The organism is Halosimplex pelagicum (assembly GCF_013415905.1).
Lineage (GTDB): Archaea > Halobacteriota > Halobacteria > Halobacteriales > Haloarculaceae > Halosimplex > Halosimplex pelagicum.
Window position 1 is genome coordinate 2,876,644 of the sequence record NZ_CP058909.1, and the last position, 25,217, is coordinate 2,901,860.

General features: G+C 68.6%; 21 protein-coding genes. 16 read left to right on the forward strand and 5 right to left on the reverse strand.

What is annotated here, in order from left to right:
* Positions 1–90 precede the first annotated feature (90 nt).
* The 5 genes from HZS54_RS14410 (at position 91) to HZS54_RS14430 (ending at position 5,700) form a co-directional block, all read left to right on the forward strand.
* The gene (locus HZS54_RS14410) at positions 91–1,236 is read left to right on the forward strand and encodes an ABC transporter ATP-binding protein (RefSeq protein ID WP_179917812.1); all 1,146 of its coding nucleotides are present in this window, start codon (positions 91–93) and stop codon (positions 1,234–1,236) included.
* Positions 1,233–2,084, forward strand: coding sequence for an ABC transporter permease (locus HZS54_RS14415; RefSeq protein ID WP_246391653.1), 852 nt, complete (start codon positions 1,233–1,235; stop codon positions 2,082–2,084). Before HZS54_RS14410 ends, HZS54_RS14415 begins: the two co-directional genes overlap by 4 nt.
* 405 nt (positions 2,085–2,489) lie before the next feature.
* Positions 2,490–3,464 carry a hypothetical protein gene (locus HZS54_RS14420; RefSeq protein WP_246391654.1) on the forward strand — a complete coding sequence of 325 codons (975 nt, stop codon included), beginning with the start codon at positions 2,490–2,492 and terminating at the stop codon, positions 3,462–3,464.
* A gap of 127 nt (positions 3,465–3,591) precedes the next feature.
* Positions 3,592–3,909, forward strand: coding sequence for an RPA12/RPB9/RPC11 RNA polymerase family protein (locus HZS54_RS14425; protein ID WP_179917813.1), 318 nt, complete (start codon positions 3,592–3,594; stop codon positions 3,907–3,909).
* A 90-nt stretch (positions 3,910–3,999) separates the two neighbouring features.
* Complete coding sequence (locus tag HZS54_RS14430) at positions 4,000–5,700, forward strand: acyl-CoA mutase large subunit family protein (RefSeq protein ID WP_179917814.1); 1,701 nt, start codon at positions 4,000–4,002, stop codon at positions 5,698–5,700.
* A 36-nt stretch (positions 5,701–5,736) separates the two neighbouring features.
* On the opposite strand, the gene HZS54_RS14435 is transcribed toward HZS54_RS14430, so the two are convergent.
* A complete protein-coding gene (locus tag HZS54_RS14435; protein ID WP_179917815.1) occupies positions 5,737–6,594 on the reverse strand; it encodes an ABC transporter permease in 858 nt (285 codons plus the stop codon).
* Entirely contained in the window at positions 6,591–7,559 is a 969-nt protein-coding gene (locus HZS54_RS14440) for an ABC transporter ATP-binding protein (RefSeq protein ID WP_179917816.1), read from the reverse strand. Before HZS54_RS14440 ends, HZS54_RS14435 begins: the two co-directional genes overlap by 4 nt.
* A gap of 326 nt (positions 7,560–7,885) precedes the next feature.
* Here HZS54_RS14440 and HZS54_RS14445 point away from each other — a divergent pair, with 326 nt between their 5' ends.
* The 6 genes from HZS54_RS14445 to HZS54_RS14470 all read left to right on the forward strand — a co-directional run bounded on the left by HZS54_RS14445 (position 7,886) and on the right by HZS54_RS14470 (position 13,728).
* Complete coding sequence (locus tag HZS54_RS14445; RefSeq protein WP_425484383.1) at positions 7,886–9,223, forward strand: substrate-binding protein; 1,338 nt, start codon at positions 7,886–7,888, stop codon at positions 9,221–9,223.
* Positions 9,224–9,385: 162 nt separating this feature from the next.
* Entirely contained in the window at positions 9,386–10,375 is a 990-nt protein-coding gene (locus tag HZS54_RS14450; RefSeq protein ID WP_179917818.1) for a branched-chain amino acid ABC transporter permease, read from the forward strand.
* Positions 10,372–11,496 carry a branched-chain amino acid ABC transporter permease gene (locus HZS54_RS14455; protein ID WP_179917819.1) on the forward strand — a complete coding sequence of 375 codons (1,125 nt, stop codon included), beginning with the start codon at positions 10,372–10,374 and terminating at the stop codon, positions 11,494–11,496. Before HZS54_RS14450 ends, HZS54_RS14455 begins: the two co-directional genes overlap by 4 nt.
* Positions 11,493–12,254, forward strand: a complete 762-nt coding sequence (locus HZS54_RS14460; protein WP_179917820.1) for an ABC transporter ATP-binding protein — start codon at positions 11,493–11,495, stop codon at positions 12,252–12,254. The genes HZS54_RS14455 and HZS54_RS14460 overlap by 4 nt, the downstream gene beginning before the upstream one ends.
* Entirely contained in the window at positions 12,251–12,994 is a 744-nt protein-coding gene (locus HZS54_RS14465) for an ABC transporter ATP-binding protein (protein ID WP_179917821.1), read from the forward strand. The genes HZS54_RS14460 and HZS54_RS14465 overlap by 4 nt, the downstream gene beginning before the upstream one ends.
* Before the next feature lie 2 nt (positions 12,995–12,996).
* A complete protein-coding gene (locus tag HZS54_RS14470; RefSeq protein ID WP_246391655.1) occupies positions 12,997–13,728 on the forward strand; it encodes a thioredoxin family protein in 732 nt (243 codons plus the stop codon).
* Between the two features lie 58 nt (positions 13,729–13,786).
* Here HZS54_RS14470 and HZS54_RS14475 read toward each other — a convergent pair whose 3' ends face one another.
* A complete protein-coding gene (locus HZS54_RS14475; RefSeq protein WP_179917822.1) occupies positions 13,787–15,751 on the reverse strand; it encodes a methyl-accepting chemotaxis protein in 1,965 nt (654 codons plus the stop codon).
* Between the two features lie 317 nt (positions 15,752–16,068).
* On the opposite strand from HZS54_RS14475, the gene HZS54_RS14480 reads away from it, so the two are divergent.
* The 4 genes from HZS54_RS14480 to HZS54_RS14495 all read left to right on the forward strand — a co-directional run bounded on the left by HZS54_RS14480 (position 16,069) and on the right by HZS54_RS14495 (position 23,417).
* The gene (locus HZS54_RS14480; protein WP_179917823.1) at positions 16,069–17,985 is read left to right on the forward strand and encodes an acetate--CoA ligase; all 1,917 of its coding nucleotides are present in this window, start codon (positions 16,069–16,071) and stop codon (positions 17,983–17,985) included.
* Positions 17,986–18,148: 163 nt separating this feature from the next.
* The gene (locus tag HZS54_RS14485) at positions 18,149–20,485 is read left to right on the forward strand and encodes a bacterio-opsin activator domain-containing protein (RefSeq protein WP_179917824.1); all 2,337 of its coding nucleotides are present in this window, start codon (positions 18,149–18,151) and stop codon (positions 20,483–20,485) included.
* Between the two features lie 188 nt (positions 20,486–20,673).
* Positions 20,674–22,677, forward strand: a complete 2,004-nt coding sequence (acs, locus tag HZS54_RS14490; protein ID WP_179917825.1) for an acetate--CoA ligase — start codon at positions 20,674–20,676, stop codon at positions 22,675–22,677.
* Positions 22,678–22,964: 287 nt separating this feature from the next.
* The gene (locus HZS54_RS14495; RefSeq protein WP_179917826.1) at positions 22,965–23,417 is read left to right on the forward strand and encodes a hypothetical protein; all 453 of its coding nucleotides are present in this window, start codon (positions 22,965–22,967) and stop codon (positions 23,415–23,417) included.
* A 141-nt stretch (positions 23,418–23,558) separates the two neighbouring features.
* Here the strand turns inward: HZS54_RS14495 and HZS54_RS14500 are convergent, their stop codons facing one another.
* Entirely contained in the window at positions 23,559–23,777 is a 219-nt protein-coding gene (locus HZS54_RS14500) for a hypothetical protein (protein WP_179917827.1), read from the reverse strand.
* A 177-nt stretch (positions 23,778–23,954) separates the two neighbouring features.
* Positions 23,955–24,485, reverse strand: a complete 531-nt coding sequence (locus tag HZS54_RS14505) for an HTH domain-containing protein (RefSeq protein WP_179917828.1) — start codon at positions 24,483–24,485, stop codon at positions 23,955–23,957.
* A gap of 357 nt (positions 24,486–24,842) precedes the next feature.
* Between HZS54_RS14505 and HZS54_RS14510 the strand changes: the two genes are divergently transcribed.
* Complete coding sequence (locus HZS54_RS14510) at positions 24,843–25,217, forward strand: hypothetical protein (RefSeq protein WP_179917829.1); 375 nt, start codon at positions 24,843–24,845, stop codon at positions 25,215–25,217.

Here is a 25,217-nt window from a genome sequence, read left to right on the forward strand (position 1 = left end):
GCCGGAAAAACGGTTACGTCCTGTCGGATCCCAAACTGAACGGCCGTGCAGGAAATGGTTATGGGCTGACACCGACTACGCGCTATCACGATGACGACGGCACCTGAACGGGTCTCCGACGATCGCGAGGGGGGCGCCGAGCGCGACGACGCGTCGACCGACGCCGACCCTGCCCTCTCGGTTCGCGGGCTCTCCAAGACGTTCGGCGGCGGCGACGAGGCGGTCCGGGCGGTCGACGGCGTGAGCCTCGACGTGGAGCCGGGCACGGTCGTGGGCGTCCTCGGGCCGAACGGCGCCGGAAAGACGACGCTCATCAAGTCGATACTGGGGCTCGTGGTCGCCGACGAGGGCGACGTGCGCGTGGCCGGCGTCGACGTGTACGACGACCCGCGGCCGGCCTACGCCCGCGTCGGCGCGATGCTCGAAGGCGCCCGCAACGTCTACTGGCGGCTCACCGTCCGGGAGAACCTGGAGTACTTCGCGGCCATCGGCGGCGAGTCGCCGCCCGCGGTCCGCGACCGCCACGACGCCCTGCTCGAACAGCTCTCGCTGACCGAGAAGGCCGACACGCCCGTCAACGACCTCTCGCGGGGGCAGAAACAGAAGGTCTCGCTGGCCTGCGCGCTTGCGCGGGACGTCGAGGTGGCCTTCCTCGACGAGCCGACGCTCGGGCTGGACGTGGAGTCGTCGGTCGACCTCCGGCGGGAGATCCGCCGACTCGCCGACCAGGAGGACATGACGATCGTCCTCTCCAGTCACGACATGGACGTGGTCCAGGAGGTCTGCGACCGCGTCGTCATCATGAACGAGGGCGAGGTCATCGCCGACGACGCCGTCGCGGACCTCATCGAGCTGTTCCGCACGTTCGCCTACCGGGTGGTCGTCGGCCGTGCCGAGGTCGCCGCCGGGGCCGGCGCGACCCCTCGCGAAGGGACAGTCGCCGAAGTCCTCGACGACGACACCCGCGAGCGACTCCGCGAGACCTACGGGGTCGAGACCTTCGAGTCCCGGGGCGACCGGACGGCCTTCGAGGTGTCGCTGGGCGACCCGGAACGGTTCTACGACCTCATGGACGCGCTGCGGGCCGCGGGCCTGACCGTCCACGCGGTCGAGTCCGTCGACCCCGACCTGGAGGAGGTCTTCCTCGAACTCACCGGCGGCGACGGGTCGTCCCCCACGAGCGCCGCCGACCGGCCGGACCGGGCGGTCAGCGCAGAGGGGGGTGACCGGCCGTGAGTACCGGGAGGGCCGATTCGGGCGAGTCGGCCACCGGAGACCGTCGGGTGAGAGGCGGCGAACGGGAGCGCGCCACCGCGACACTGGGGACGCTGCTGTGGGCACAGCTGAAAAAGCGGCTGCTGCTCATGTACCGCTATCCGCTGAACACCCTGACGGGGCTGGCGATGAACTTCATCTTCTTCGGGATGGTCTTCTTCGGCGGCCGCGCGGTGGCGGGGCAGGCGCTGACCGACAGCCTCGGCGGCATCATCGTCGGCTACTTCCTCTGGAGCATGGCGCTGGGGGCGTTCTCCGGTGTGGCCCAGAGCGTCACCAAGGAGTCCGAGTGGGGGACGCTCGAACAGCTGTACATGTCCCCGTTCGGCTACGGCAAAGTGATGATCGCGGGCGTCGTCGTGGCCCTCTTCGAAACCCTCGCCTGGGGCGGTGCGACGCTGGCCTTCATGCTCGCGGTCACCGGCGAGTCGCTGTACCTGCCGGTCGTCACCGTCCTCGTCCTGACGGTGTTCGCCGTCGCGCCGGCCGTCGGCCTCGGCTTCTTCTTCGGCGGCCTCGCGCTGCTGTACAAGCGCGTCGAGAACATCTTCAACGTCATGCAGTTCGTCCTCATCGGGCTCATCGCGGCACCCGGCGTCGGCGTGGTCTGGGTCCGCCTGCTCCCCATCTCCCAGGGGAGCTACCTGCTCACCCGGTCGATGCAGGAGGGGCTCCGCCTCTGGGAACTACCCCCGGCCGAACTCGGGCTGCTGGTCGGCGCGGCCGTCGTCTACTTCGCCCTGGGCTACGGCGCCTTCCAGTGGATGGGATCGCGGGCCCGCCGGCAGGGCCTGATGGGCCACTACTGAGCGCCGCGGCGGGCCGCCAGCCGTCGCTTCGCTCCCGTCGCGGCGGTAATCGGAGATTACGGCCCGGAACGCGAGGGCGCTCGCCGCCGGCACGCTCCGCTGACTGCCGCCGTTCGGCGTCGCAGTCCGCAACCACGCCTGAGCAACCGGTACGGAACCGTACGCGTCCGCCCAGCGAACCGCAGGAACCGTTTTCACGGTAGCCGGGTCTTACCCGACAATGTCGCAGACTGCCGTCGCTGACCGGTCGCGTCCGTGCGAGCTCTCTCCTTCGACCGCAGCGACCCCCGACCGGCCCGCATCGACTCCGAACGTGACCTCCGTCTCGGTCAGGACGGCGGCCCTGCGTCGGAAGTACACCGGCGATACCGTCGGAGTAAGCCGGTCGTACGGGGGGTGCTGACTGTGGCCACCGCGGTCCCCGGGTCCGACGGCGGCGCCGACGAGTGCCTGCGAGCGGTCCGCGGCGTGACCCTGCCCGACCGCGTCGCGGCGCTGGCCGACGGCTACGACCGCCACTTCGAGGAGCGCGACCGCTTCCTCTGGCGGTGGGTCTACGCCCTGCTCCCGTCGTTCACGCTCTCGACCGTCGACGAGGCCCACGCCGCGCACGTCCGCGAGCAGAAGACGCTCCTCACGATGTACGTGACGGTGCTCGACGACCTGGTCGAACACCGCGGCGACCGGGCGACCTTCCGGGAGGCACGCCGACTGGCCTGCGACACGGTCGCGCCCGACCCCGAGCGGGCGGCCGTCGACCCCGAGACGTTCGCGTTCGTCGAGCGCCTCTGGACCGAGTTCGAGGACGGACTGGCGGGGGCGCCGCGCCGCGCGGAGTTCGCCGACCACTTCGCCTACGACTTCCGCCAGACCGCCGACGCCATGGAGTACAGCGCGCTCGTCAGCGACACGCCGCACATGGCGAACCTGGCGGGGACGACCCGCTACGGCGCGCACAACATGGTGATGTTCCCTTACGCCGACGTGGACCTGATGTTCTCGCCGGCCTTCGACCGCCGCGACCTGGGCGCCCTCCGCGACACGCTCTGGGACCTCCAGGAGATGGCCCGCATCGGCAACTGGCTCACGACCTGGGAACGGGAGGTGCTCGAAGACGACTTCTCTGCGGGCGTCGTCGTCGCCGCCGTCGAGGAGGGCGTCGTCTCCCCCGAGGAACTGGCCGCGAGCGAGGAGCCGGCCGCCGTCGTCGAGGCGATCCGCGAGAGCGGCCTGGAAGAGCGGTTCCGCCGGCGTTGGCAGCGGATCTACGACGGCGTGCGCTCCCGCGACGCCGACGCCGAGAGCGTCGACGTCGACGGCCTCGTCGCCGGTATGGAGACCGTCTTCGAGTACCACCTCGCCAGCAAGGGGCTGAAGTAGCGGCGGTCCGCGGTCCCGCGTTCTCCGGGCGGGTACGTTCAGTACAGCCACCGCGAGCAGCCGCCCGAAACCCACGACGGATCGGAAGTTAACGCATATATCCGACGGTCGTGTTCCCCCACCCACTATGCGATTCTGTGACGAGTGTGGCTCGATGATGCACACGGAGGGCGACACGTGGGTGTGTCGCTCCTGTGAGAACGAGGAGCCGCGGGACTCGCAAGCGGAAGCGGCGATGGAGACCCGGGACGGACAGCGGGACGACGGGGCGCCCGCCGTGGCCGACGCGACTCAGGACTCCGCCGAGACGATGCAGGAGCCCTGTCCGGCCGAGGACTGCGACAGCGACCGGGCCTACTACGAGATGCTACCGAAGCCGGGCGGCTCCTACGAGGTCCGGCTGTTCACCTGCGTCGACTGTGGCCACAAGTGGCGCGAGTCCTGACGGCGCGTCTCGCGAACCCCGCAGATCGAACCGACCACACCGACCGCCCTCGCCCGAACCCTTATGCGCGCTCCGGCAATATTTGCGAGCATGTTCGACGACGACGACCTCGCCGCGATCCGCGAGGGCCGCGAGGAGTGGGAGGACGAGAGCCTCGATCCCGTCCTCGACGGCTACGGCGAACGGTCGGAGCGGTTCGCCACCGTCTCCAACCACGAGGTCGACCGCCTCTACACGCCCGAGGACGTGGCGGACCTGGACTACGACGAGGACCTGGGCTTTCCGGGGGAGCCGCCCTACACCCGCGGCGTCTACCCGACGATGTACCGCGGGCGGACGTGGACGATGCGGCAGTTCGCCGGCTTCGGGACGCCGAGCGAGACCAACGAGCGCTTCCACTACCTCATCGACGAGGGCCAGACCGGCCTCTCGACGGCGTTCGACATGCCGTCGCTGATGGGCCTGGACAGCGACGACCCGATGAGCGACGGCGAGGTGGGCCGAGAGGGCGTCGCCGTCGACACGCTGCGGGACATGGAGATCATCTTCGACGGCATCGACGTGAGCGAGGTCTCCACTTCCTTCACCATCAACCCGAGCGCGCCCGTGATCTACGCGATGTACGTCGCCATCGCCGACCAGCAGGGGGTCCCCCGCGAGGAGATCCGGGGCACCCTCCAGAACGACATGCTCAAGGAATTCATCGCCCAGAAGGAGTGGGTCGTGCCGCCCCGTCCCTCGCTGGATATCGTCGTCGACACCGTCGAGTTTGCCGTCGAGCAGACCCCGAAGTTCAAACCGATCTCGGTCTCGGGCTATCACATCCGCGAGGCCGGGTCGACGGCGGTCCAGGAACTCGCCTTCACGCTGGCGGATGGGCTGGCCTACGTCGAGGCCTGCGAGGAGCGCGGTATGGACGTGGACGAGTTCGCCCCCCAACTCTCCTTTTTCTTCAACTCCCACAACTCGATCTTCGAGGAGGTCGCGAAGTTCCGGGCCGGCCGGCGGATCTGGGCGAACCTGATGGCGGAGTGGTACGGCGCCGAGGCCGACGCGAGCCGGGCGATGAAGTTCCACACCCAGACGGCCGGCCAGTCGCTGACGGCCCAGCAGCCGCTGAACAACGTCGTCCGCGTCACGATCCAGGCGCTCGCCGGGGTGCTGGGCGGCACCCAGAGCCTCCACACCAACAGTTTCGACGAGGCGCTGGCGCTGCCCAGCGAGGACGCGGTGCGGGTCGCGCTGCGCACCCAGCAGATCATCGCCGAGGAGTCCGGCGCCGCCGACATCGTCGACCCGCTGGGCGGCAGTTTCGCCGTCGAGGCGCTGACCGACGAGGTCGAGGCCGAGGCGATGGAGTACATCCGGGAGATCCGCGAGATGGGCGACGGATCGATGCGCGAGGGGGTCCTGACGGGCATCGACGAGGGGTACTTCCACCGGGAGATACAGGACTCGGCCTACGAGTACCAGGAGCGCGTCGAGGACGGCGAGGAGGTCGTCGTCGGCGTCAACGCCTACACCGTCGCGGAGGACACCGAACCGGAGACGCTGCGGGTCGACGAGGCGGTCCAGGAACGGCAGCGCGACCGGCTCGCCGAAGTGAAAGCCGACCGCGACGACGAAGCGGTCGAGGACGCGCTCGCGGCGCTGGACGACGCCATCGAGAACGACGAGAACGTGATGCCCGCTATCGTCGACGCGGTCGAGGTCTACGCGACGATGGGCGAGATCATGGACCGCTTCGAGACCTACCACGGAAGCTACCGGGAGTCGATCGGCGTCGCCTGACCGGGAGCGCCTGCGGACGGTCCGGGAAACCGCCCCTCAGAGCACGTCCTTGTTCACGAACAGCAGATAGCCGACGACGGGGACGACGACCAGCCAGACGGCCAGCGCGGCGACGGCGTACCACTCGGAGACGGCGAGGTAGTCGACCTCGGCCGCCTGCGGGTTGGTGATCAGCGGGTGGAACTGGTCGCCGTTGAACAGCACGTTCACCAGTTTCACGTAGGCGTTCAGCGGGTCCAGCCGGCCGAGGTAGAAGTACCACTCGGGGTACGGTCGGATACCCAGTTCGCCGTCGGGGCGGGTGAGGTAGAGGCCGCCCCACTGCATGACGGGCCACAGGCCGCGGAAGAGCACGTAGGTGGAGATGATCCCGGTCGTCACCTGCGTCTCGGAGTCGAGCACCGCCGAGAGCGCGAGGCCGACGCCGACGAACAGCAGGCCGAACGCCAGCGTCGCGACGACGAACAGGAGGAAGGCGACGGCGTCGGGCTCGCGGAGGATCCCGAAGCCGACGGCGCCGACGACGAGGAGGCCGACCGCCGTCGCGGCCGAGAGCAGCAGCGACCGGCTGCAGTACTTCCCCAGGTAGGCGTCGAACCGGGAGTTCGGGAGCCCGAGCAGGAACCGGACCGACCCGCTCTCGCGTTCCTGGATGATCGCGCCGTAGCTGCCGAGCATCGCGATGAAGGGGAGGATCACCGAGAGGAGGCTCCCGACGAGCAGCATGACGGTGTCGAACGTCGGCGCCTGGCCGCCCGGCGAGGAGACGTGCGCCAGGGCGACGAGGATGGCGATGCCGGCGGTGAACGCGAACATCGTCGCGGCGACGCCCTGGCCCAGCCGCGACCGGCGCACGCCCAGCAGGTCGTCGCTCATGACGGTTCGCCAGCTCATGCCTCTCCCTCCGCGGGCGCCTCGGCGCCGTCCCGGGTTCCGTCCCGCCGTCCCTCCCGCGGACCGAGCGTCGCCACCTCGAAGATCTCCTCCAGCGAGGGGTCGTCGGTCGTGAAGTCCGCGAAGCCGACGCCGGCTCGCTCTACCGCGTTGAGCGCCCGGAGTTTCGCGTCGCCGCCCCGGGCCGAGACGAGGACCTGGTTGTCGGTCGCCTCGACCTCCTCGACGCCGTCGATCCCGCGGAGGTCGGCGAGCAGCGACTCGGGGGCCGCCCGCTCGACGGTGACGGTGACGGTCGCGGCGTCCAGTTGCGCCCGGAGGTCGGTGACGCTGCCCTCGGTGACCATCTTCCCGTCTTTGAGGATGCCGACGCGGTCACAGACGGCCTCGACCTGGTCGATGAGGTGACTGGAGAAGAAGACGGTCGCGCCCCGCCTGTTCTCCTCGCGGATCACGTCGCGCAGCTCGCGAGTGCCGTTGGGGTCCAGTCCCGTCGAGGGCTCGTCGAGCACGAGCAGGTCGGGGTCGCCGACCAGCGCCATGCCGATGGCCATGCGCTGGCGCATCCCCTTGGAGAAGCCGCCGGCCTTGCGGTCGGCGGCCTCGGGGATGCCGACGCGTTCGAGGATCGCGTCGGGGTCGTCGTCGGCCCCCTTCGCGCGAATGGCCCGCTCGACGTGTTCGCGCGCGGTTATCCGCTCGTAGACGCCGTAGCCTTCCAGCAGGGCGCCGGTGCGCTGGCGGATCGCCTTGCTCTCGGCCTGGGCGTCGTGGCCGAACACGCGGGCCGACCCGGCGGAGGGCTGGGTGAACCCCAGCAGGATGTTGATCGTCGTCGACTTCCCGGCGCCGTTCGGGCCGAGAAAGCCGAATATCTCGCCCTCCGGGACCGAGAAGGACAGGTCGTCGAGGGCGGTCACGTCACTGAATCGCTTGGTCAGGTTCGATATCTCGATGGCGGACATGGGTGGAGGGTGGACGGCGGGAACCGCGTCCTACCGGTGGCTCCGCCGGGCGACTGATAAACGTACCGCCAGGCCCCGTCGCTCACGCCCGCGGCGGATCGGCGCGGTCTCGATCCGCCCCCGACGATCGCGCGGCGAGATCTCTGCCGATACGCCGTCATTCAGCCGATACGAACCTTTCTCACGGAGGAAATTTCGACGGCAGACCGACGGTCCGAACGGCGTTCGGCTGTCACTTTTTATAATTATGCACAACTATTATGAGGGAGGTCATCCCCTGATAGAGCATGTCACACGATGACAGTACAGTGTCGCGGCGTGGGTTGATGAAACGAGCGGGCGCGGCGAGTGCCGTCGGGCTGGCGGGTCTGGCCGGGTGTACCGAAGGCGGCGACGGTGGCGGTGGCGGTGGCGGCGACGGTGGTGACGGCACCGACTACCCGTCGCTCGGGAACTTCCCGATCGACGGCGACACCGCGACGTTCGGGTTCAACGTCCCCACGTCGGGGCCGTACTCCTCGGAGGGCGAGGACGAACTGCGGGCCTACGAACTGGCCGTCGAACACCTCAACAACGGCGGCGGCTGGGTCGACGAGTGGGACGACCTGTCGGGCGACGGCGTGCTGGGCTACGAGATCGACTACGTGGAGGGCGACACGAACACGGACGCCTCGACGGCCGAACAGTCGGCCTCCCGGATGATCGACCGCGACGGCGTCATCATGTTCGCTGGCGGCTCCTCCTCGGCGGTCGCGATCGCCCAGCAGGGCCTGGCCCAGCGCGAGAAGGTGATGTTCACCTGCTGTCTCACCCACTCGAACGACACGACCGGCGGGGACTGCGTCCGCTACAGTTTCCGGGAGATGTTCAACGCCTACATGACCGGCCAGGCGCTGACCCCCGTGGTCACCGAGGAGTACGGCGACGACCTGGACTTCTACCAGCTGTACGCCGACTACTCGTGGGGCCAGACCGTCCAGGAGTCGATGAAGATGTTCTTCGAGGACGCCGGCTGGAACCAGGTCGAGAGCGTCGCGACGCCGCTGGACACCAGCGACTTCTCGTCGTACCTCTCGGAGGCCCAGAGCTCGGGCGCCGACGTGCTGTTCCTCGACCACTACGGGCTGGACGGCGCGAACTCCCTGACCGACGCCATCGACGCCGGCATCGACGAGGACATGGAGATCGTGATGCCGCTGTACAACCGCCCGATGGCCGAGGCCGCCAGCGGGGCCATCGACGGCATCTACGGCACCATCGCCTGGGACTCCCAGATCGACAACGAGCCCTCCAACAGTTTCACCGAGTTCTTCGGCGAGGCGTACGACGGGCGGCTCCCCTCCGGACCGGCCCAGTTGGCCTACTCCGGGACGCTCCAGTACGCCGCGGCCGTCGAGCGCGCCGGCACCTTCTACCCGCCGGAGGTCATCCGGCAGCTGGAGGGCTACGAGTACAGCAACATCGGCATGGGCGAGGAGACGATGCGCGCCTGCGACCACCAGGCCCAGCGCGCCATCCCCGTCGTCCGCGGCCTCCCCGAGTCCGAACAGGGCGACGGCAGTTTCTTCGAGATCGTCGACATCACCTCGCGCGACGACGTGGGCTACGGCTGCGACGAAGGCCCGGCCGCGGAGTGCGAACTCGGCGACTACGGCGACGAGTGACCGCCCGCGCGACTAGGCCCTACAGTTATGTACATGATTCCCGCATCCGCAACACAGAATGAGTGACAATCACACCCAAAACATCGACCGGCCCCGCCGCCGGGCGCCGACCGAAGCGGAACGGCACCCCGGTCGGCGAGTACCAACCGAGGTGACCGCCGCGTGAGCCTCGTCGGCGAGCTGATCGTCTTGCTCGTCAACGGCCTCCAGACGGGGGCCATCTACGTCCTGCTGGCGATCGGGCTGTCGATCATCCTCGGGACGCTCAAGTTCGTCAACTTCGCCCACGGGGCGCTGTTCGTCGTCGGCGCCTACGCCGGCCTGCTGATCACCCAGGAGATATCGATATCGAACGGGAAGCTCGCCGAGTGGGGCTACCCCACGCTGGGACTGGAGTGGGGCTTTTTCGCCGCGCTCGTCATCGTCCCCCTGTTCGTGTTCGTCGTCGGGCTCGCGATGGAGCGGTTCGTCGCGCGGCCGTTCTACGACCGCCCCGACACCGACCAGATCCTCGTCACCTTCGGGCTCGCGATCGTCGTCCAGGAGGTCATCCACGCGCTGATCGGCCCCCGGACCTACGGCTACGAGGTCCCCACCTCCGCCTTCGGCCTCCTGCCGATGACGGGCCCGATCGGCGTCCCGCTGTCGGACGTGACGATCAACGTCTGGCGGCTCTGGGTCATCGCGATCACGGCCGCGCTCGTCATCACCGTCTACGCCATCGTCGAGTACACCGACTTCGGGCTGGTCGTCAAGGCCGGGACCCGGGACCCCGAGATGGTCCGGCTGCTCGGCATCAAGATCACCCGCCCGTACCTCGTGATGTTCGGCATCGGCGCCGCGCTCGCGGGGATCGCCGGCGTCGTCGGCGGCCCGCTGCAGAACATCAACCCCGAGATCGGGATGACGATCCTCGTCCCGGCGTTCCTGACCGTCGTCATCGGCGGCGTCGGCTCGATCCGAGGGGCGGTCCTCGGTGGGACGCTCATCGGGATGGTCCAGGTGACGCTCATCTCGCTCGGGAGCGTCGGGGTCGGCGGGTTCACCGTCAACTTCAGCCCCTGGTCCCAGGTGGGCATCTACGTGCTCGCCGTGATCGTCCTGCTGACGCGGCCACAGGGACTGCTCGGCTCCGAGGAGGTGACGACATGAGCGACGAGGTCAAGTCCGCCGAGACGGGCGAGCCCGCCGAGGTCGACCGCTCGCCGTCGCCGTACGACCGGTGGCTCGCCGTCCGCGAGCGCGAGGTGACCGTCGCCGCCCTCACGTTCCTCGGCGTCTTCCTCGCGCCGTTCGTCCTCGTCGCCCTCCCCGAGATGCTCGGGATCCCGACCCAGTACGTCTGGTACCGGAGCCTGGTCACCCTGGCGCTCATCTGGGGCATCTTCGCCATCGGGTACGACCTCCTGCTGGGTTTCACGGGTCTGCTATCCTTCGGCCACGCGATGTTCTGGGGCGTGGCCGCCTACGCGGCGGGCATCTTCAGCGCCAACGTCACCGGCAGCCCCATCGCGATGATCCTCGTCGGCACGACCGTCTCGGTGTTGCTCGCGTGGGTCATCGGCTGGATCTCCCTGCGCCGGGGCGGCATCTACTTCGCCATCCTCACGCTGGCGTTCGGGCAGATGATCTACTACATCTTCCTGTCGCCGCTCGGCTGGCTGACCGGCGGGGAGAACGGGTTCAACGAGGTCGCCGTCGACCCGCTGCTGGGCTTCCTGCCGCTGGGCGCGGAGGTCGCCGTCGTCCCCGATATCCTCGTCGAGACGTGGATGTACGTCTTCGTCGGTCTCGCGGCCGTCCTGGCCGTCGTCGTCGCCAACCGGGTCCTCAACTCCCCGTACGGGATCGTCCTGCGGGCGGTCCGCGAGAACGAACAGCGCGCCGAGTTCGTCGGCCTGAACGTCTGGCGCTACAAGCTCATGGCGTTCGTCATCTCGGGCGCCTTCGCCGGCGTGGCCGGGAGCCTCTACGTCATCCAGCGCTCGTTCGTCCCCATCGAGAACACCCTCAACTGGACCGTCAGCGGCGAGATCGTCATCATGACCGTGCTGGGCGGCGTCGGATCGCTGTTCGGTCCGATACTCGGCGCCGGCCTGTACATGTACGTCGCCAACATCGTCAGCGGGATGCCGGGGATCGGCCACTTCTGGCACATGATCCTCGGGCTCGTGTTCGTCTTCGTCGTCGTCCTCCTGCCCGACGGCATCTGGGGCGGCATCACATGGCTCCGCGAGCGCGTCGGCGACGCGCTGGGAGGTGACGAGCGATGAGCGCCATCCTCGAGACCGACGGGCTCGTCAAGGAGTTCGGCGGCCTCACCGCGACCGACCACGTGAACCTCTCCATCGAACAGGGGGAACTGCTCTCGCTCATCGGCCCCAACGGCGCCGGCAAGTCGACGCTCATCAACCTCATCACCCGGATGCTCGAAGAGACGGAGGGCGACATCCGCTTCGAGGGCGAGTCCATCGTCGACCTAGAACCCCACGAGGTCGTCCAGCGCGGGATCGGCAAGTCCTTCCAGACCGCGTCGATCTTCCCCGACCTCTCCGTCGAGGAGAACGCCAACATCGCCTCGCTGGGCGCCGAACACGGCTCGTTCCGCTTCAACTTCCTCACCCACCGCAACAGCTATCCCGAGGTCGAGAAGCGGACCCTGAGCATGCTGGACGCGGTCGGCCTTCGCGACCAGCGGGACGTACGCGCCGCCGACCTGCCCTACGGCGACAAGCGCCGTCTGGAGATCGGGATCGCGCTGGCGAGCGAACCGTCGCTGCTGCTGATGGACGAGCCGACCGCCGGGATGTCCCCCGAGGAGACCCAGGCAACCGTCCAGTTGATAAAGGACCTCCAGGAGGACCTGGACCTGACGATCCTGCTGGTCGAACACGACATGGAGATCGTCTTCAGTATCTCCGACCGCATCGCCGTGCTGAACCGCGGGAGCATCATCGCCGAGGGGCCGCCCGCCGAGGTGCAGGGCGACCCCAGCGTTCAGGAAGCGTACCTGGGAGGTGTCGAGCTGTGAGCCTGCTCGAACTCGACGGCGTCGAGAGCTACTACGGCCAGTCCCACATCCTCCGGGACGTGTCGATGCGCGTCGAGGAGGGCGAGATCTGCGCGCTGCTGGGCCGCAACGGCGCCGGCAAGACGACCACGCTGCGCAGCATCGCCGGCGCGCGCCCGCCGGAGGTCCGCGAGGGGCGGATCACGTACAAGGACCGCGAGATCACCGACATGGAGACCGAGGACATCTCGGTGCTGGGCATCTCGCACGTCCCCGAGGAGCGCCGTGTCTTCGGCAACCTCACCGTCGAGGAGAACCTCCACCTCGCCGACGTGGTGCAGAACCGCTCGAACACTGTCGGCCGCGACCTGCAGTTCGAACACGAGGGCCAGTCCATCGAGCAGATCCTCGACGACTTCCCCCGGCTGGCCGAACGGCAGAACCAGCTCGCGGGCACGCTCTCCGGGGGCGAACAGCAGATGCTCGCCATCGCGCGGGCGCTCAAGCAGAGCACCGACCTGCTCATGCTCGACGAGCCCTACGAGGGGCTGGCCCCGCAGATCATCGAGACCGTCGAGGGCGCCATCGAGCGGATCCGCGAGGAGGGGACGACCGTCCTGCTGGTCGAGCAGAACGCCGTCGCGGCGATGAAGATCGCCGACCGGTGTTACATCGTCGACCAGGGCGGCGTCGTCTTCGAGGGCACCGCCGACGAACTGCGCGAGGACGACGAGACGCGCGAGCGGTACCTGGGGGTCTAACGATGGCAGGAGCACCCGACGAGACGGCGGACGGATCGACGGACGCGCCCGCGATGGACGAGTCGACCGTCGACGCCTACATCGACCGGCTCGTCGCCGAGGGCGTTCTCGACCACGACGAATCGAGCGACGAGATCGCGACGACCGAGGACTTCGAGCACCGCCGGCACGTCTACCTCGACACGTACCTGGATCTGAGCGAGGCGGAGTTCCACGAGTCGGTCGCCGACGCGTTCGACCTCTCCTCGGCCGAGGCGGCCGCCGACCGCGTCGACGAGCTGGGGATCAGCCGCGAGGAGTTCGCGACCTACCTCGCGCTGTCGGCCCACCTCGACGGCTACGGCGTCGGCGAGCGCACCGAGATGGCCGGCATCGTCGCCGAAGTCGGGCCGAAGTCGCCGGTCCCCGGGGCGCTCGACGAGCTCGACGACGGCGACTGGGCGGCGTTCGTCGCCGAGCACGACCGCGCGGTCGTCACCGTCTGGAAGCGCCGCTGCGAGCCCTGCGAGGCGATGAAAGGCGATATCGACGGAATACTCGCGGCGCTTCCCGACGACGCCGCCGTCGCCGGGCTGGACGGCGAGCGCTGTCCGGACTTTTGCCGCGAGAACGAGGTCAACGCCGCGCCCGCGGTCGCCTTCTTCGAAGACGGCGACCTGCTGGCGGCCGAGACGGGGCGACAGCGCCCGGACTCGGTCGGCGAGCGCGCCGCGGCGCTGTACGGCGATAGCTGAGCGGTCGTCTCTCGGACTTCCCAGTGATTTCGGCGAAAAGTACGACCCAGCGGCGGCCTCAGCGACGGTCCGTGTCGTGGAGCCGGTCGACGCTGTCGACGAGTTCTCGGACCGAGCGGGTCTGGGAGTCGGTCGTCTCGACGATGCGGCGGGCCGCGGCCTCGGCGTCTTCGGCGTGGCTGCGGGCCTCCTCGATGGTGGTCGTGACGCCTTCGATGGCGTCGGCCTGGCTGTCGTTGGCGTCGGCGACCTCCTCGATGCCGTCGGCGGTCTCGTCGACCGCGTCGGCGATGTCGTCCAGCGCGTCGAGCGCTTCGGCGATCCCTTGCTCGGCTTCCCGGATCTGGGCGCTCGACGCCCGGACGCTGTCGACGGTCTCGTTGGCCTGCGACTGGACCTCCGTGACGGTGCGGGAGATCTCGTCGGCGTACTCGCTCGTCTCCGAGGCGAGCGTCTTCACCTCGTCGGCGACGACGGCGAAGCCTTCGCCGGACTCGCCGGCGCGAGCCGCCTCGATGTTGGCGTTCAGCGCGAGCATGTTCGTCTGCTCGGCCACGTCGGCGATGATCTCGATGACCTCGTTGACCTCGTCCATCCGGTCCTCCAGCTCGGTGACGTTGTCGACGAGGTCGTCGCTGGTGTCGGTGAGTTCGCTCGTGACGGTCTTGGCCGTCTCGCCGGCCCGCTCGCCCGCCTCGACGGAGTCGCGGGCGCGGTCCGCGGCCGCCGCCACCTGGTTGGAGGTGGCCGCGATCTCCTCCATCGTCGCGCTGACGTTCTGGACGTCCTCGGCCGCCTCCGCGAGGATACGGTTCTGCTCGGTGACGGCCGACTCGATCTCGTCGGCCGCGGCGGCCGACTCGTCGGTGGCGGCCGCCAGGTTCCCGGCGTTGTCGTCGACCCGCTCGATCAGGTCCGCGAGCGTGCTCGCCATCTCGTTGAGCTCGTCGACGACGTTCAGCAGCGACGCGTCGACGTGGCCCTCGGCGTTGTCGAACGACGCGCGGGCGTCCAGATCACCCGTCTGGATGGCCCGCATCGTCGCCTCCAGCTCGCCCACCAGGTCGGAGGTGCGCTCGTGGCGGAGCACGTCGGCGGTGCGGTCCTGGACCATCTCGACGACCGCGATCAGCTCGCCGTCCTCGTAGATCGGCGCCGCGGAGAAGGAGATGTGGACCTCCTCGCCGTGCTGGTCCTGCATCACGCTCGTGTCGCGATAGAGGGTAAAGGAGGCGTCCTCGACCCTCGGTACGTCGTAGACCTCGTCGGTCCGCTCGGGCGCGTCTATCACCTTGTCGGCGAGCGTCTTCCCCCGTCGACCGTCCGGGTAGAAGGCCATGCTCGCCATCTCCATGGCCTGGGCCTCCGCCTCGGGGACGCCGGTCAACCGCTCGAGCTGGGCGTTCCACGTCAGGATCTCCCCCTCGGCGTCGAGGACGAACAGCGGCGTCCCGACGTGGTGGAGCACGTCGTGGTAGTCCAGCGAGTCCGCGCCGGGCGCGGGGCTCGGATCCGACCCCGACTCGGTCGCGTCGGCGCCGTCCGCCCCGTCCGCCGCTCGCCGCTCGTAGGCCCCGGCGCCGGCGGCGAACACGTCGGTCGCCCGGTCGAGGCCGTCGCGCAGTTCCTCGCGGGCCTCGTCGACGGCGGTCGCCGCGTCCCCGTCGAGGTCCGCGCGGAGCCGGTCGAAGACGGCGTCGACGAGGGCGTCGGTCACGACGCGCTGGCTCTCGCCGAACGACCGCGCGTCGACACCGGCGGCGCGATACTCGCCGACGAGCTCGTCGACGGCGTCGCCCTCCACCTCGAAGAGGTCGCGGACGTGACGGTCGCCGACCGCGGCGGGTTCGGTCCCGCCGTACACCTCGTCGAGGGCGTCGAGGTCGGGGTCGTATCGCCGTGCGAGCGAGTCGCCGGTTTCGAGCGTCGACCCGCCGTCCGGTTCGGCCCGCGGTTCGCCGCTCCCGCCGCCGACCCGGTCCCGGAGACGACGGAGTATCGACTCCTGTGAGCGCTCGGTCATCCGTCCGTGCCAACGACGATTTCCTACATAAACATACGGTATAAATTATCGATTCGAATAACGGAATACGGCTCTTTTCGGCCATCTGAGCGGGAATATACGGTCTTCGGTGCGGTCACGAAAACACGGGGGACGGCGAGGGGCAGGCGTGGAGATCCCCGCGACTCGCGGCGGACGGGCCGGGACGAAAGCGGACCGTCGAGGCGTGACCGGCCCGGGGGCTCGCACCGGCCGAGCGCCGGCGGCGAGGCCGAGAACGGGTGGTCCGGTGAGAGCGCACGGATCATTTATGTCGTTGCCCGCGCCAGTCACACGGGATGGACGACGAGTCGGTCGTCGAGACCAACCCGCGCGACCGGGACGGGGTCGACCCGTCTGCGGCGTTCGCCGAGCAGGCCAACGTCTCCGCGGCGGACGCGGCGGCGTTCGAGGGCGAGTGGCCCGACTGCTGGGGCCGGGCGGGCGAGATGCTGGAGTGGCTCGACCCCCCGGAGGCGACGTTCGAGTCGGCGGGCGACGGCGGACGGTGGTTCCCGGGCGGGCAGTTGAACGCCTCGGTCGACTGCGTCGACCGCCACCTCGACGACCGCAAGACGCAGGCGGCGATCAAGTGGATCGGCAAGCGTGGCGAGCGCCGGACGTACACCTACCTGGACCTCTACCACGAGGTCAACGAGTTCGCCGCCGGCCTCCGGTCGCTGGGCATCGGCGAGGGCGACGTGGTGACGCTGTACATGCCGGCGATCCCCGAGTTGCCGATCGCGATGCTGGCCTGCGCCCGCATCGGCGCGCCGCACAACGTCGTGTTCGCCGGCTTCTCCGCGGCGGCGCTGGCCGAGCGCATGGAGCGGGCCGACTCCGAGTACCTGGTCACCTGCGACGGCTACTACCGGCGGGGCAACGCGATCCACCAGAAGAACAAGGCCGACAACGCCTGCCTGTCGGTCCCCCACGAGGTGACCGAGACCGTGGTCGTCGAGCGACTGGACGACGAGAGCGTCCAGCTGGGCGAGGGGGACCGCGCCTACGACGACCTGCTGGCCGCCCACCGCGGCGCCGAAGTCGACCCCGTCGCCCGGGCCGCCAACGACCCGCTCTTTCTCATCTACACCTCGGGGACGACCGGCGAGCCGACCGAAGTCCGGCACACGACGGGCGGCTATCTCGCCCACGCGACGTGGACGAGCCACGCCGTGCTCGACCTCAAACCCGAGGACACCTACTGGTGTTCGGCCGACATCGGGTGGATCACCGGCCACACGTATCTGGTGTACGGCCCGCTCTCGCTGGGGACGACGACGATGCTCTACGAGGGGACGCCCGACCACCCCGAGAAGGACCGCGTGTGGGAGCTCATCGAGCGCAACGCCGTCGACGTGTTCTACACGGCGCCGACGGCCATCCGCGCGTTCATGAAGTGGGGCGCCGAGCACCCCGACTCGCACGACCTGTCGAGCCTGCGCCTGCTCGGCTCGGTCGGCGAACCGCTCAACCCCAGCGCCTGGTGGTGGTACTACGAGCACGTCGGCGGCGGAGAGTGTCCCATCGTCGACACGTGGTGGCAGACCGAGACCGGGGCCATCCTGCTGTCGACCCTGCCTGGCGTCGACCGGATGAAACCCGGCTCCACCGGGCCGCCGCTGCCGGGCATCGACGTGGCGGTGGTCGGCCCCGACGGCGAGGAGACGACGGCGGCGGAGGGCGGACGCCTCGCCGTCACGAGGCCCTGGCCGGGCATGCCCCTGAGCCTGGACGGGGACGAGCGCGCCGACGAGTGGCGCTACGTCACCGAGGACATCGCTCGCATCGACGAGGACGGCTACGTCACCGTCCTCGGCCGCATCGACGACACCGTCACCGTCGGCAACCACCGCCTCGGGACGACCGAACTCGAACGCGCCATCGCCGACGTGGCCGGCGTCGCCGAGGCGGCCATCGTCGACGTGCGCGACGGGAGCGACAACTCCATCTTCGCGTTCGTCAGCACCGACGACCGCCACGAGGCCGAACGGGACCTGCGCGAGCGCATCACCGACAACGTCGAGCGCTCGATCGGGACCTTCGCCGTCCCCGAGACGTTCGTGTTCACCCCCGAACTCCCGAAGACCCGCTCGGGCAAACTGATGCGTCGCCTGCTCAAGGATATCGCCGACGACGACGAACTCGGCGACACCAGCGCGCTCCGCAACCCCGAGATCGTCGGCGAGATCCGCTCCGCGCTCGACCGCGAGTGAGCGCCCCGCCGATCCCCGTCTGTTTCGCTCTCCGAACGCTCGGCGAAACCGTTTTCGACCCCTCGAACGCCGATCTGTGGCAGCCGCTCACTGAATCGGCCCTCTCTCCGCCACGCTGGCGAACCTTTATTTCGCAAGCGACCGTCTTCGCGAAACGGTTGTTATGGGACAGCGTACCAGGGACCCCGACGACGCCGCCGAACCGCTGACGGCCGCGGCCTACGAGCGGCTGCGGCGGGCGGCGACGACCTACCGGGAGTCGGTCGTCGTCCGTCTCTGCGGCGAGGTCGGCCTCAGCCCGGCGGAAGTGGCGCGGGTCCGCCCCGACGACTTCCGGACGGTGTCGACGCGCGCGGGGACCCACCACCTGCTGACGGTCGTCGACGACGAGGGCGACGCCGTCAGGGACGCCCACGTCCCGGCGGACGTGCGGTCGGCCGTCGAGCGGTACGCGAACGAGCGGGGGATCGGCGGCGACGAGCGGGTCGTCGCCGTGACGCCCCGCCGGATCCAGATGGTCGTCGGGGAGGTCGGCGAGCGGGCGGCCGAGCGCAGTGGCGACGACCGGTTGCGGACCGTCTCCTCGACCGACCTCCGGGGGTACTACGCTCGGCGGCTCGTCCACGAGGCGGGCCTCGACCCGCGGGTCGTCCTCGCGATCGGTCCCTGGGACGGGCTGGACGCGCTCTGTCGGCACCTCGACCCGGTGGGTATCGACGCCGTCCTCGGTTCGCTCGAACGGGCGGGGCTGGGCGGCCCGACGGCCGAGTGGACGCCGGAGGACCTCGGGCGCGCGCTCGCGAGCGCCGACCTCCCCGTCGTCGTCACCGACGCAGACGGCGCCGTCGCCTTCGCAAACGACGGCCTCGCGGCGCTGACCGAGCGGTCGGGCGGCGACCTGGTCGGCGAACCCGCGGCCGCGCTCTATCACGACGGCGCTCGTCCGCCCGCCGAGACGAGCGACCCGACGCGAGTTCGGCTGGCCGGCCCGGACGGCGACCCGGTACCGGTCGTCCGGGTCGCGGCGCCGCTGAACGGCGACCCAGCGCGGCGAGGCCGCCGAATCGCCGTCTTCGTCGAGCGCGAGGCGAGCGCCGAGCGCGCCGGTGAACCGGCCGACCGCGCGGACGCGAACGGCCGACGCCCGGACCCGGACGGTCCACGCCCGGACCCGGACGGTCCACGCCCGGACCCGGACGGCCCGAACGTGTCTGTGGGCTCGAACGGGCGCGGCGACCTCGCCGTGGACGACGGCGCGGACGGGTCCGCTCCCGCGGACGCCGACGGGACCGACGCACCGGCCGGTGCGTCGGTCCCCGCCCGCGTGGCGGACACGATCGGGGCGCTCGGGGCGGTCGCGGAGGTGCTCGCGGCGGCCTCGAAGCGGACGGAGGTCGCCTCGCGGGTCTGCGACCGGCTGGCCGCGACCGACGGCTACGAGTTCGCGTGGGTCGGCTCGGCGACGGGCGACCGGGGCGTCGTCTCGGCGGCCTGGACCGGGATCGACGAGGCGACCGCCGAGGCGCTGGCCGAGACCGCCACCGACGACGTGGACGTCCACGGCGTCGCCGCCGACCAGCCGGGCGAGGTCCGCACGCTCCCGACCGGCGAGCGCGAGGCGCCGCTTCGCCCCATCGAGACGGACGGCGACGGGCCGGGCGTCGACGCCGTCGCCGTCGTCCCGATCACCTACGGCGACACGACCCACGGTCTGCTCGCGCTGGGAGCGACCGGTGACGACGCCTTCGGGAGCGACGAGCGCGAGCTGCTGGCCAGCGTCGGCTGGCAGATCGGCCAGGCGATCACCGACATCAAGCGGCGGAATCTCCTGCTGGCCGACAGCGTCACGGAGCTGGAGTTCCGCGTCGAGAGCGAGCGCGCCTTTTTCGTCGCGGCTAGCGGGGCTCTGGACGCGGCGTTCGAACTCCAGGGGCTCGTCCCCGGCGAGGGCGGGAGCCTGCTGTACTTCGTGACGATGCGCGGCGCCTCGCCCGAGGACGTCGTCGACTTCGCGGCCGACGCCGACGGCATCGAGAACGCCCGGCTGATCCGCGACTACGGCGAGCGCTACCTCGTCGAGTTCGTCGTCGCCGGCGAGGAGCCCGCGACGACGCTGACGGAACTGGGCGGCCACGTCACCGAGTTCACCGTCGAGGACGGCGCTCAGCGCGTCACCGCCGAGTTCACCACCGAGACGGACGTTCGGACCGTCTTCAACGGCTTCCAGTCGGCCTTCTCCGAGTCGGCGCTGTTCTCGAAACACGAGGTCGAGCGACCCGTCCAGACGACCGACGGCTTCCGCCGCTCGCTGGAGGACGATTTGACCGACAAACAGCAGTCGGTCCTGCGGGCGGCCTACCTCGCCGGCTACTTCGAGTGGCCCCGCGGGTCGACCGCCGAGGAACTCGCCGACTCCATCGGCGTCTCCTCGCCCACGCTCCACAACCACCTCCGGAAGGCCCAGCAGAAACTGCTCACCGCATTCTTCGACGACGAGTGACAGGTCGGTTGTCCGGTACCGGCCGCAGATACCGCGGCCGCCTCCGGCGGTCAGCGCCGCCCGTGACAGGTGTCAACATAGATAGTTAGACGGTTCGCTTAAGAGTCTCCTGGGTGATATCGAGGACGAACCATGTCACGGAGTGACTGCCACCGGTCGCGACGGGTCACAGGGAGGGCTCGATAACCATGTCCGACGACGGCTCCCCACTCGAATCGCGGCTGACCGAACAGGAGTACTTCCGGCCGCCGACCGACTTCGTCGGCCAGGCCAACGTCAGCGACCCCGAGATCTACGACCGCTTCGACGAGAACTACCCCGACGCCTTCGAGGAGTACGCCGAACTCCTCGACTGGGACGAACACTGGGACGAGGTGCTCGACGACTCGAACCCGCCGTTCTACGAGTGGTTCACGGGCGGCCAGCTCAACGCCTCCTACAACTGCATCGACCGCCATCTGGAGGAGCGCAAGAACCAGGCGGCGTTCATCTGGGAGGGCACCGACAGCGAGGAGCGCGAGACGATCACCTACCAGGACCTCTACAACCGCGTCAACGCGGCCGCCGCGTCGCTGCGGGACGTGGGCGTCGAGGAGGACGACGTGGTCACCTGCCACCTCCCGATGCTGCCCGCGCTGCCGGTGACGATGCTGGCCTGTGCCCGCATCGGCGTGCCCCACTCGGAGGTGTTCGCCGGCTTCTCCGCGCAGGCGCTCGCGGACCGCATCGACGACGCCGATTCGGACGTGGTCGTCACCTGCGACGGCTACTACCGCCGCGGCGAGTTCCTCAACCACAAGGAGAAGTGCGACGAGGCGCTCGAACTCGCCGAGTCCGACGTAGACAGCGTCGTCCTCTGGACCCGCCACGACGAACTCCACGAGGATGTCGAGATCGACAGCGACGACCCGTACGTGCTGGCCGACGACCTGCTGGCCGAGAACGAACGGGCCCGCGTCGACCCCGTCTCCCGCGACGCCGAGGACCCCCTGTTCCTCATGTACACCTCCGGGACGACGGGCCAGCCCAAGGGCTGCCAGCACCGCACCGGCGGCTACATGTCCTACGTCACCGCAACCAGCAAGTACGTCCTCGACATCGAACCCGAGGACACCTACTGGTGTGCCGCCGACATCGGGTGGATCACGGGCCACTCCTACATCGTCTACGGGCCCCTCTCGCTGGGGACCACGAGCGTGATGTACGAGGACACCCCGGACCACCCCCACAAGGGCCGCATCTGGGAGATCGCCGAACGCTACGACGTGGACATCTTCCACACCTCGCCGACCGCCGTCCGGATGTTCATGAAGTGGGGCGCCGAGCACGTCGACGAGTACGACTTCGACTTCCGGCACATGACCACCGTCGGCGAGCCCATCCAGCCCGAGGCGTGGCTGTGGTACTACAAGCACATCGGCGACGAGGACGCCGTCATCGTCGACACGTGGTGGCAGACCGAGACCGGCGGCCACCTCATCACGAACCTCCCCGCACTGAAGGACATGAAGCCCGGCTCCGCGGGTCTGCCGGCGCCGGGCATCCAGCCCGCCCTCTACGACGACACCGGCGAACCCATGGAGCCCGCCAGCGGCAAGGCGGGGAACCTCGTCATCGAGAAACCCTGGCCCGGGATGTTACAGACCGTCTACGGCAACGACGAGCGGTTCATCGAGGAGTACTGGCAGGACTTCTCCGACACCGACAGTTCGGACCCCGACGACTGGGTGTACAAGGCCGGCGACGGCGCCGTTCACGAGGACGACGGCTACTTCCGCGTGCTGGGTCGGCTCGACGACGTGATGAACGTCGCCGGGCATCGCCTCGGCACGATGGAACTCGAATCCGCCGTCTCCGAGGTGCAGGACGTGGCGGAGGCCGCCGTCGCCGCACGCGATCACGACGAGAAGGGCGAGGTGCCCGACGTGTACGTCGTCGTCCGCGAGGGCGTCTCCGCCAGCAACGAGGAGGTCCGCGACCGCATCATCGAGGCCGTCGAGGACGAGATCGGCAAGTTCGCCCGGCCCGACCGCGTCGTCTTCGTCGAAGACCTTCCGAAGACCCGCTCGGGCAAGATCATGCGCCGCCTGCTGGAGAACATCTCCAACGGCGACGAACTCGGGAACACCACCACGCTGCGGGACCCGTCAGTCCCCGAGGACATCCGCGACCAGGTCCACGGCGACGACTAAAACCCACTTTTTTCGGCGGAGAGCTCCTCGCGGCGCTTCGCGCCGCTGCGGGGATCCTCCGCCGAAAAAACTTGGGGAAACAGAGCCGGACGCAGCGGTCGCTTCGCTCCCTCGCGTCCGGTGAACCGGCGCTTCGCGCCGGATGCTCAGTGCAGAAGATGAATTTAGCAAACCGCAGTTGTTTCTTTCAGTCCTTTCCGCGAATCTCCGGTTTCGTAGAAGGTGAACCAATCGAAGCATTCTGCTCAACCACCAGGATTTTTGTTGGAAGAATTTGAAATGAGTCTGTGAAGAAACAGCTGTCACTCGCGCTTTGCCTGTTCTTATTGGCCGGTTGCAGCAGTATCGGAGGTGAAACGCCTCCTACACCTACTTCGGAAAGTAACGAACCCTGGGAGTATGGGATAGCAATTGAGAACGGGTACGAAACTCAAGAGTTTACCGTGACGTTGACGACGAAAAGTGGCCGGTCCATTGTGAACGAAACCCACCGAATCGCCTCAGGCGCACAGTGGAAAGTAACGACGTTAACGGAATCAAAACACAGCGGTCAGAAGTACTTGCTCGCCATTTCGGCAACAGACGAAGGGAACCTTGTGGAAAAGGAGATCAGTGCCACCCCTCAGGAAAAAGTTTCCTACACATCGGGAGCCACGTTGTACAAGTTCGGTCCGAGTGGGACTGGGGTGTACAACTGCGGTGGCAACGCGACATGTTATCTGCAGTTCAACGATCAGTGAGCGCGATATTTATCCCCGACAGCGTAGACCGATTCCTGTAGCGCGTGTAAGACTTTTCTGCAGATCTTGAGTGACTACCCGCTCAGTATGCACATCGAACCGAACGATCGCTTCCGGTCGGATCAGCGCGAACGGGCGTTGTTACCGACCCAGATACGTGTTCTCCGAGTCGACCGTGTTGGGCAGTCGCTCGGTCGAGGAACCGAACGTCGCCGCCGCGTCGTGGGCGTCGAACGGGTCCATGGGCGCCGGCTCGTCGCCGCACGAATCGCTCTCCGCGTCGGCTTCGATCTCGGGTTCCTCGAAGGTGGTCTCGGCTGTCGGTGCGTCTCGGGTCTCGGGGGTCGCGTGTGTGCTCATCTGCTGTGTGATGTCGTGTGCGGTCGGCGAACTGAACGACGCTGTCGGGGGAGAAAATCAGCGTACAGCTACGGCGAGCGTCGTCCGTGACATCGGTCTACCTGCTCCGAAGCGCCCATACATAATAAAAGTTCATGTTTGATTCGGCGACCACCGGCCGTCGGTGAGGTCGCGGTCTCAGTCGTCGGTGACGGGCGCCTCCATCCGGCTGATCGTCAGCGAGATCCGGTTCCCGGTGTCGTTGGTGGTGTGGACCTCTCCGGCCACGACGAGGCCCGCCTGGGCGGTCGGGCCGATGGCGACGGGGTCGCCGACTTCGATCGAGGGCATGGCCGTCTGGAACTCCACCCACGCCCGGCAGTCCGACGGGTGGTTCACGTTCGTGAAGGAGACGCTCTCGACGGTCGCGTCGACGCGCTCGAAGTCGTGGGCGACCGTCACCGACTCGCGCTCGGTGTCCGGGTCCCGGTCCAGCACTTGGAACGCCTTCTCCGTCGGTTCGTACCCGCCGGTGGGGCCCGCGACGCCCTCGACCAGGCCAAGCGACTCCAGCTGGGGCATCTTGTTCCTGATCGTCCCGGGCGTCCGGTCCATCCGCTCGGCGAGGACACTCGAGTTCACCGGTGAATCGCGCTGTTGATACTCGTTGACCAGCACCGTCAGCGTCCGCCGCTGGGTCTCGTACAGGTCGAGGGAGTCTGCACTCATCTACTACCGTGTTCGGTTCGAGGCCCTATCGATATTTGGGTCGGTGCCGCATTTGCGTTCGCGGGCCGAAATCGCCCTCTGCGGAGCCACTCACCGGCCGGCGTTCGAGATATCAACAGGGAGAATCGGAAACGAAGTTCGAAACCACCGGTTCGAGCGCCCCTCGTTGGACACTCCCAATCGACGCATGCGATCGATTCTGCTCGGGCTCGTTCGCGGAGCGGTTCTCTCAGGCGGCGGTATCCAGAGTATCGGATCTGAAAACGCTGAACGGTCGGTGGCGATTAAGCCGGGCGCGCGCGACGCGTCCGGTGGATGACGCACACGAGACGACTACTGCGACGAACCGGACTTGCGGTGATCGGGGGGACCGTGGCGGGGGCGACCGTCGCCGGGACGGCGCTGGGGGCGCCGGTGATCCAGTCGGAGTCGCCGGACTTCTTCCTCGCCACGAGCGAGATCGCGCAGGTGCTGCTCTCGATCGGTGCCGTGAGCTTCGCGGTGCTCGCGGCGCGGCTGTACGGGGGCGAGATCGGGAAGGCGATATACACGGTGAGCGGCGGCGTGATCCTGTTCAGCACCTGGCAGCTGTTGAACGGTGCCTCCCAGCTCGCGCAGATCCAGGGACCGCCGCCTCGCTTCGGCAGCACCGTCAACCTCGTCGTGACGATCCTGCTGCTCGCGGGGTTCTACATGCTCTACGAGACCATCAGCAGCGCGACCACCACCTGA

Bases quoted from the DNA above. Each gene is read 5' to 3' on its own strand.
- HZS54_RS14410 (WP_179917812.1), top strand. From the start codon at position 91: ATGACGACGGCACCTGAACGGGTCTCCGACGATCGCGAGGGGGGCGCC.
- HZS54_RS14425 (WP_179917813.1), top strand. From the start codon at position 3,592: ATGCGATTCTGTGACGAGTGTGGCTCGATGATGCACACGGAGGGCGAC.
- HZS54_RS14430 (WP_179917814.1), top strand. From the start codon at position 4,000: ATGTTCGACGACGACGACCTCGCCGCGATCCGCGAGGGCCGCGAGGAG.
- HZS54_RS14435 (WP_179917815.1), bottom strand. From the start codon at position 6,594: ATGAGCTGGCGAACCGTCATGAGCGACGACCTGCTGGGCGTGCGCCGG.
- HZS54_RS14440 (WP_179917816.1), bottom strand. From the start codon at position 7,559: ATGTCCGCCATCGAGATATCGAACCTGACCAAGCGATTCAGTGACGTG.
- HZS54_RS14445 (WP_425484383.1), top strand. From the start codon at position 7,886: ATGAAACGAGCGGGCGCGGCGAGTGCCGTCGGGCTGGCGGGTCTGGCC.
- HZS54_RS14455 (WP_179917819.1), top strand. From the start codon at position 10,372: ATGAGCGACGAGGTCAAGTCCGCCGAGACGGGCGAGCCCGCCGAGGTC.
- HZS54_RS14460 (WP_179917820.1), top strand. From the start codon at position 11,493: ATGAGCGCCATCCTCGAGACCGACGGGCTCGTCAAGGAGTTCGGCGGC.
- HZS54_RS14470 (WP_246391655.1), top strand. From the start codon at position 12,997: ATGGCAGGAGCACCCGACGAGACGGCGGACGGATCGACGGACGCGCCC.
- HZS54_RS14475 (WP_179917822.1), bottom strand. From the start codon at position 15,751: ATGACCGAGCGCTCACAGGAGTCGATACTCCGTCGTCTCCGGGACCGG.
- HZS54_RS14480 (WP_179917823.1), top strand. From the start codon at position 16,069: ATGGACGACGAGTCGGTCGTCGAGACCAACCCGCGCGACCGGGACGGG.
- HZS54_RS14485 (WP_179917824.1), top strand. From the start codon at position 18,149: ATGGGACAGCGTACCAGGGACCCCGACGACGCCGCCGAACCGCTGACG.
- acs (WP_179917825.1), top strand. From the start codon at position 20,674: ATGTCCGACGACGGCTCCCCACTCGAATCGCGGCTGACCGAACAGGAG.
- HZS54_RS14500 (WP_179917827.1), bottom strand. From the start codon at position 23,777: ATGAGCACACACGCGACCCCCGAGACCCGAGACGCACCGACAGCCGAG.
- HZS54_RS14505 (WP_179917828.1), bottom strand. From the start codon at position 24,485: ATGAGTGCAGACTCCCTCGACCTGTACGAGACCCAGCGGCGGACGCTG.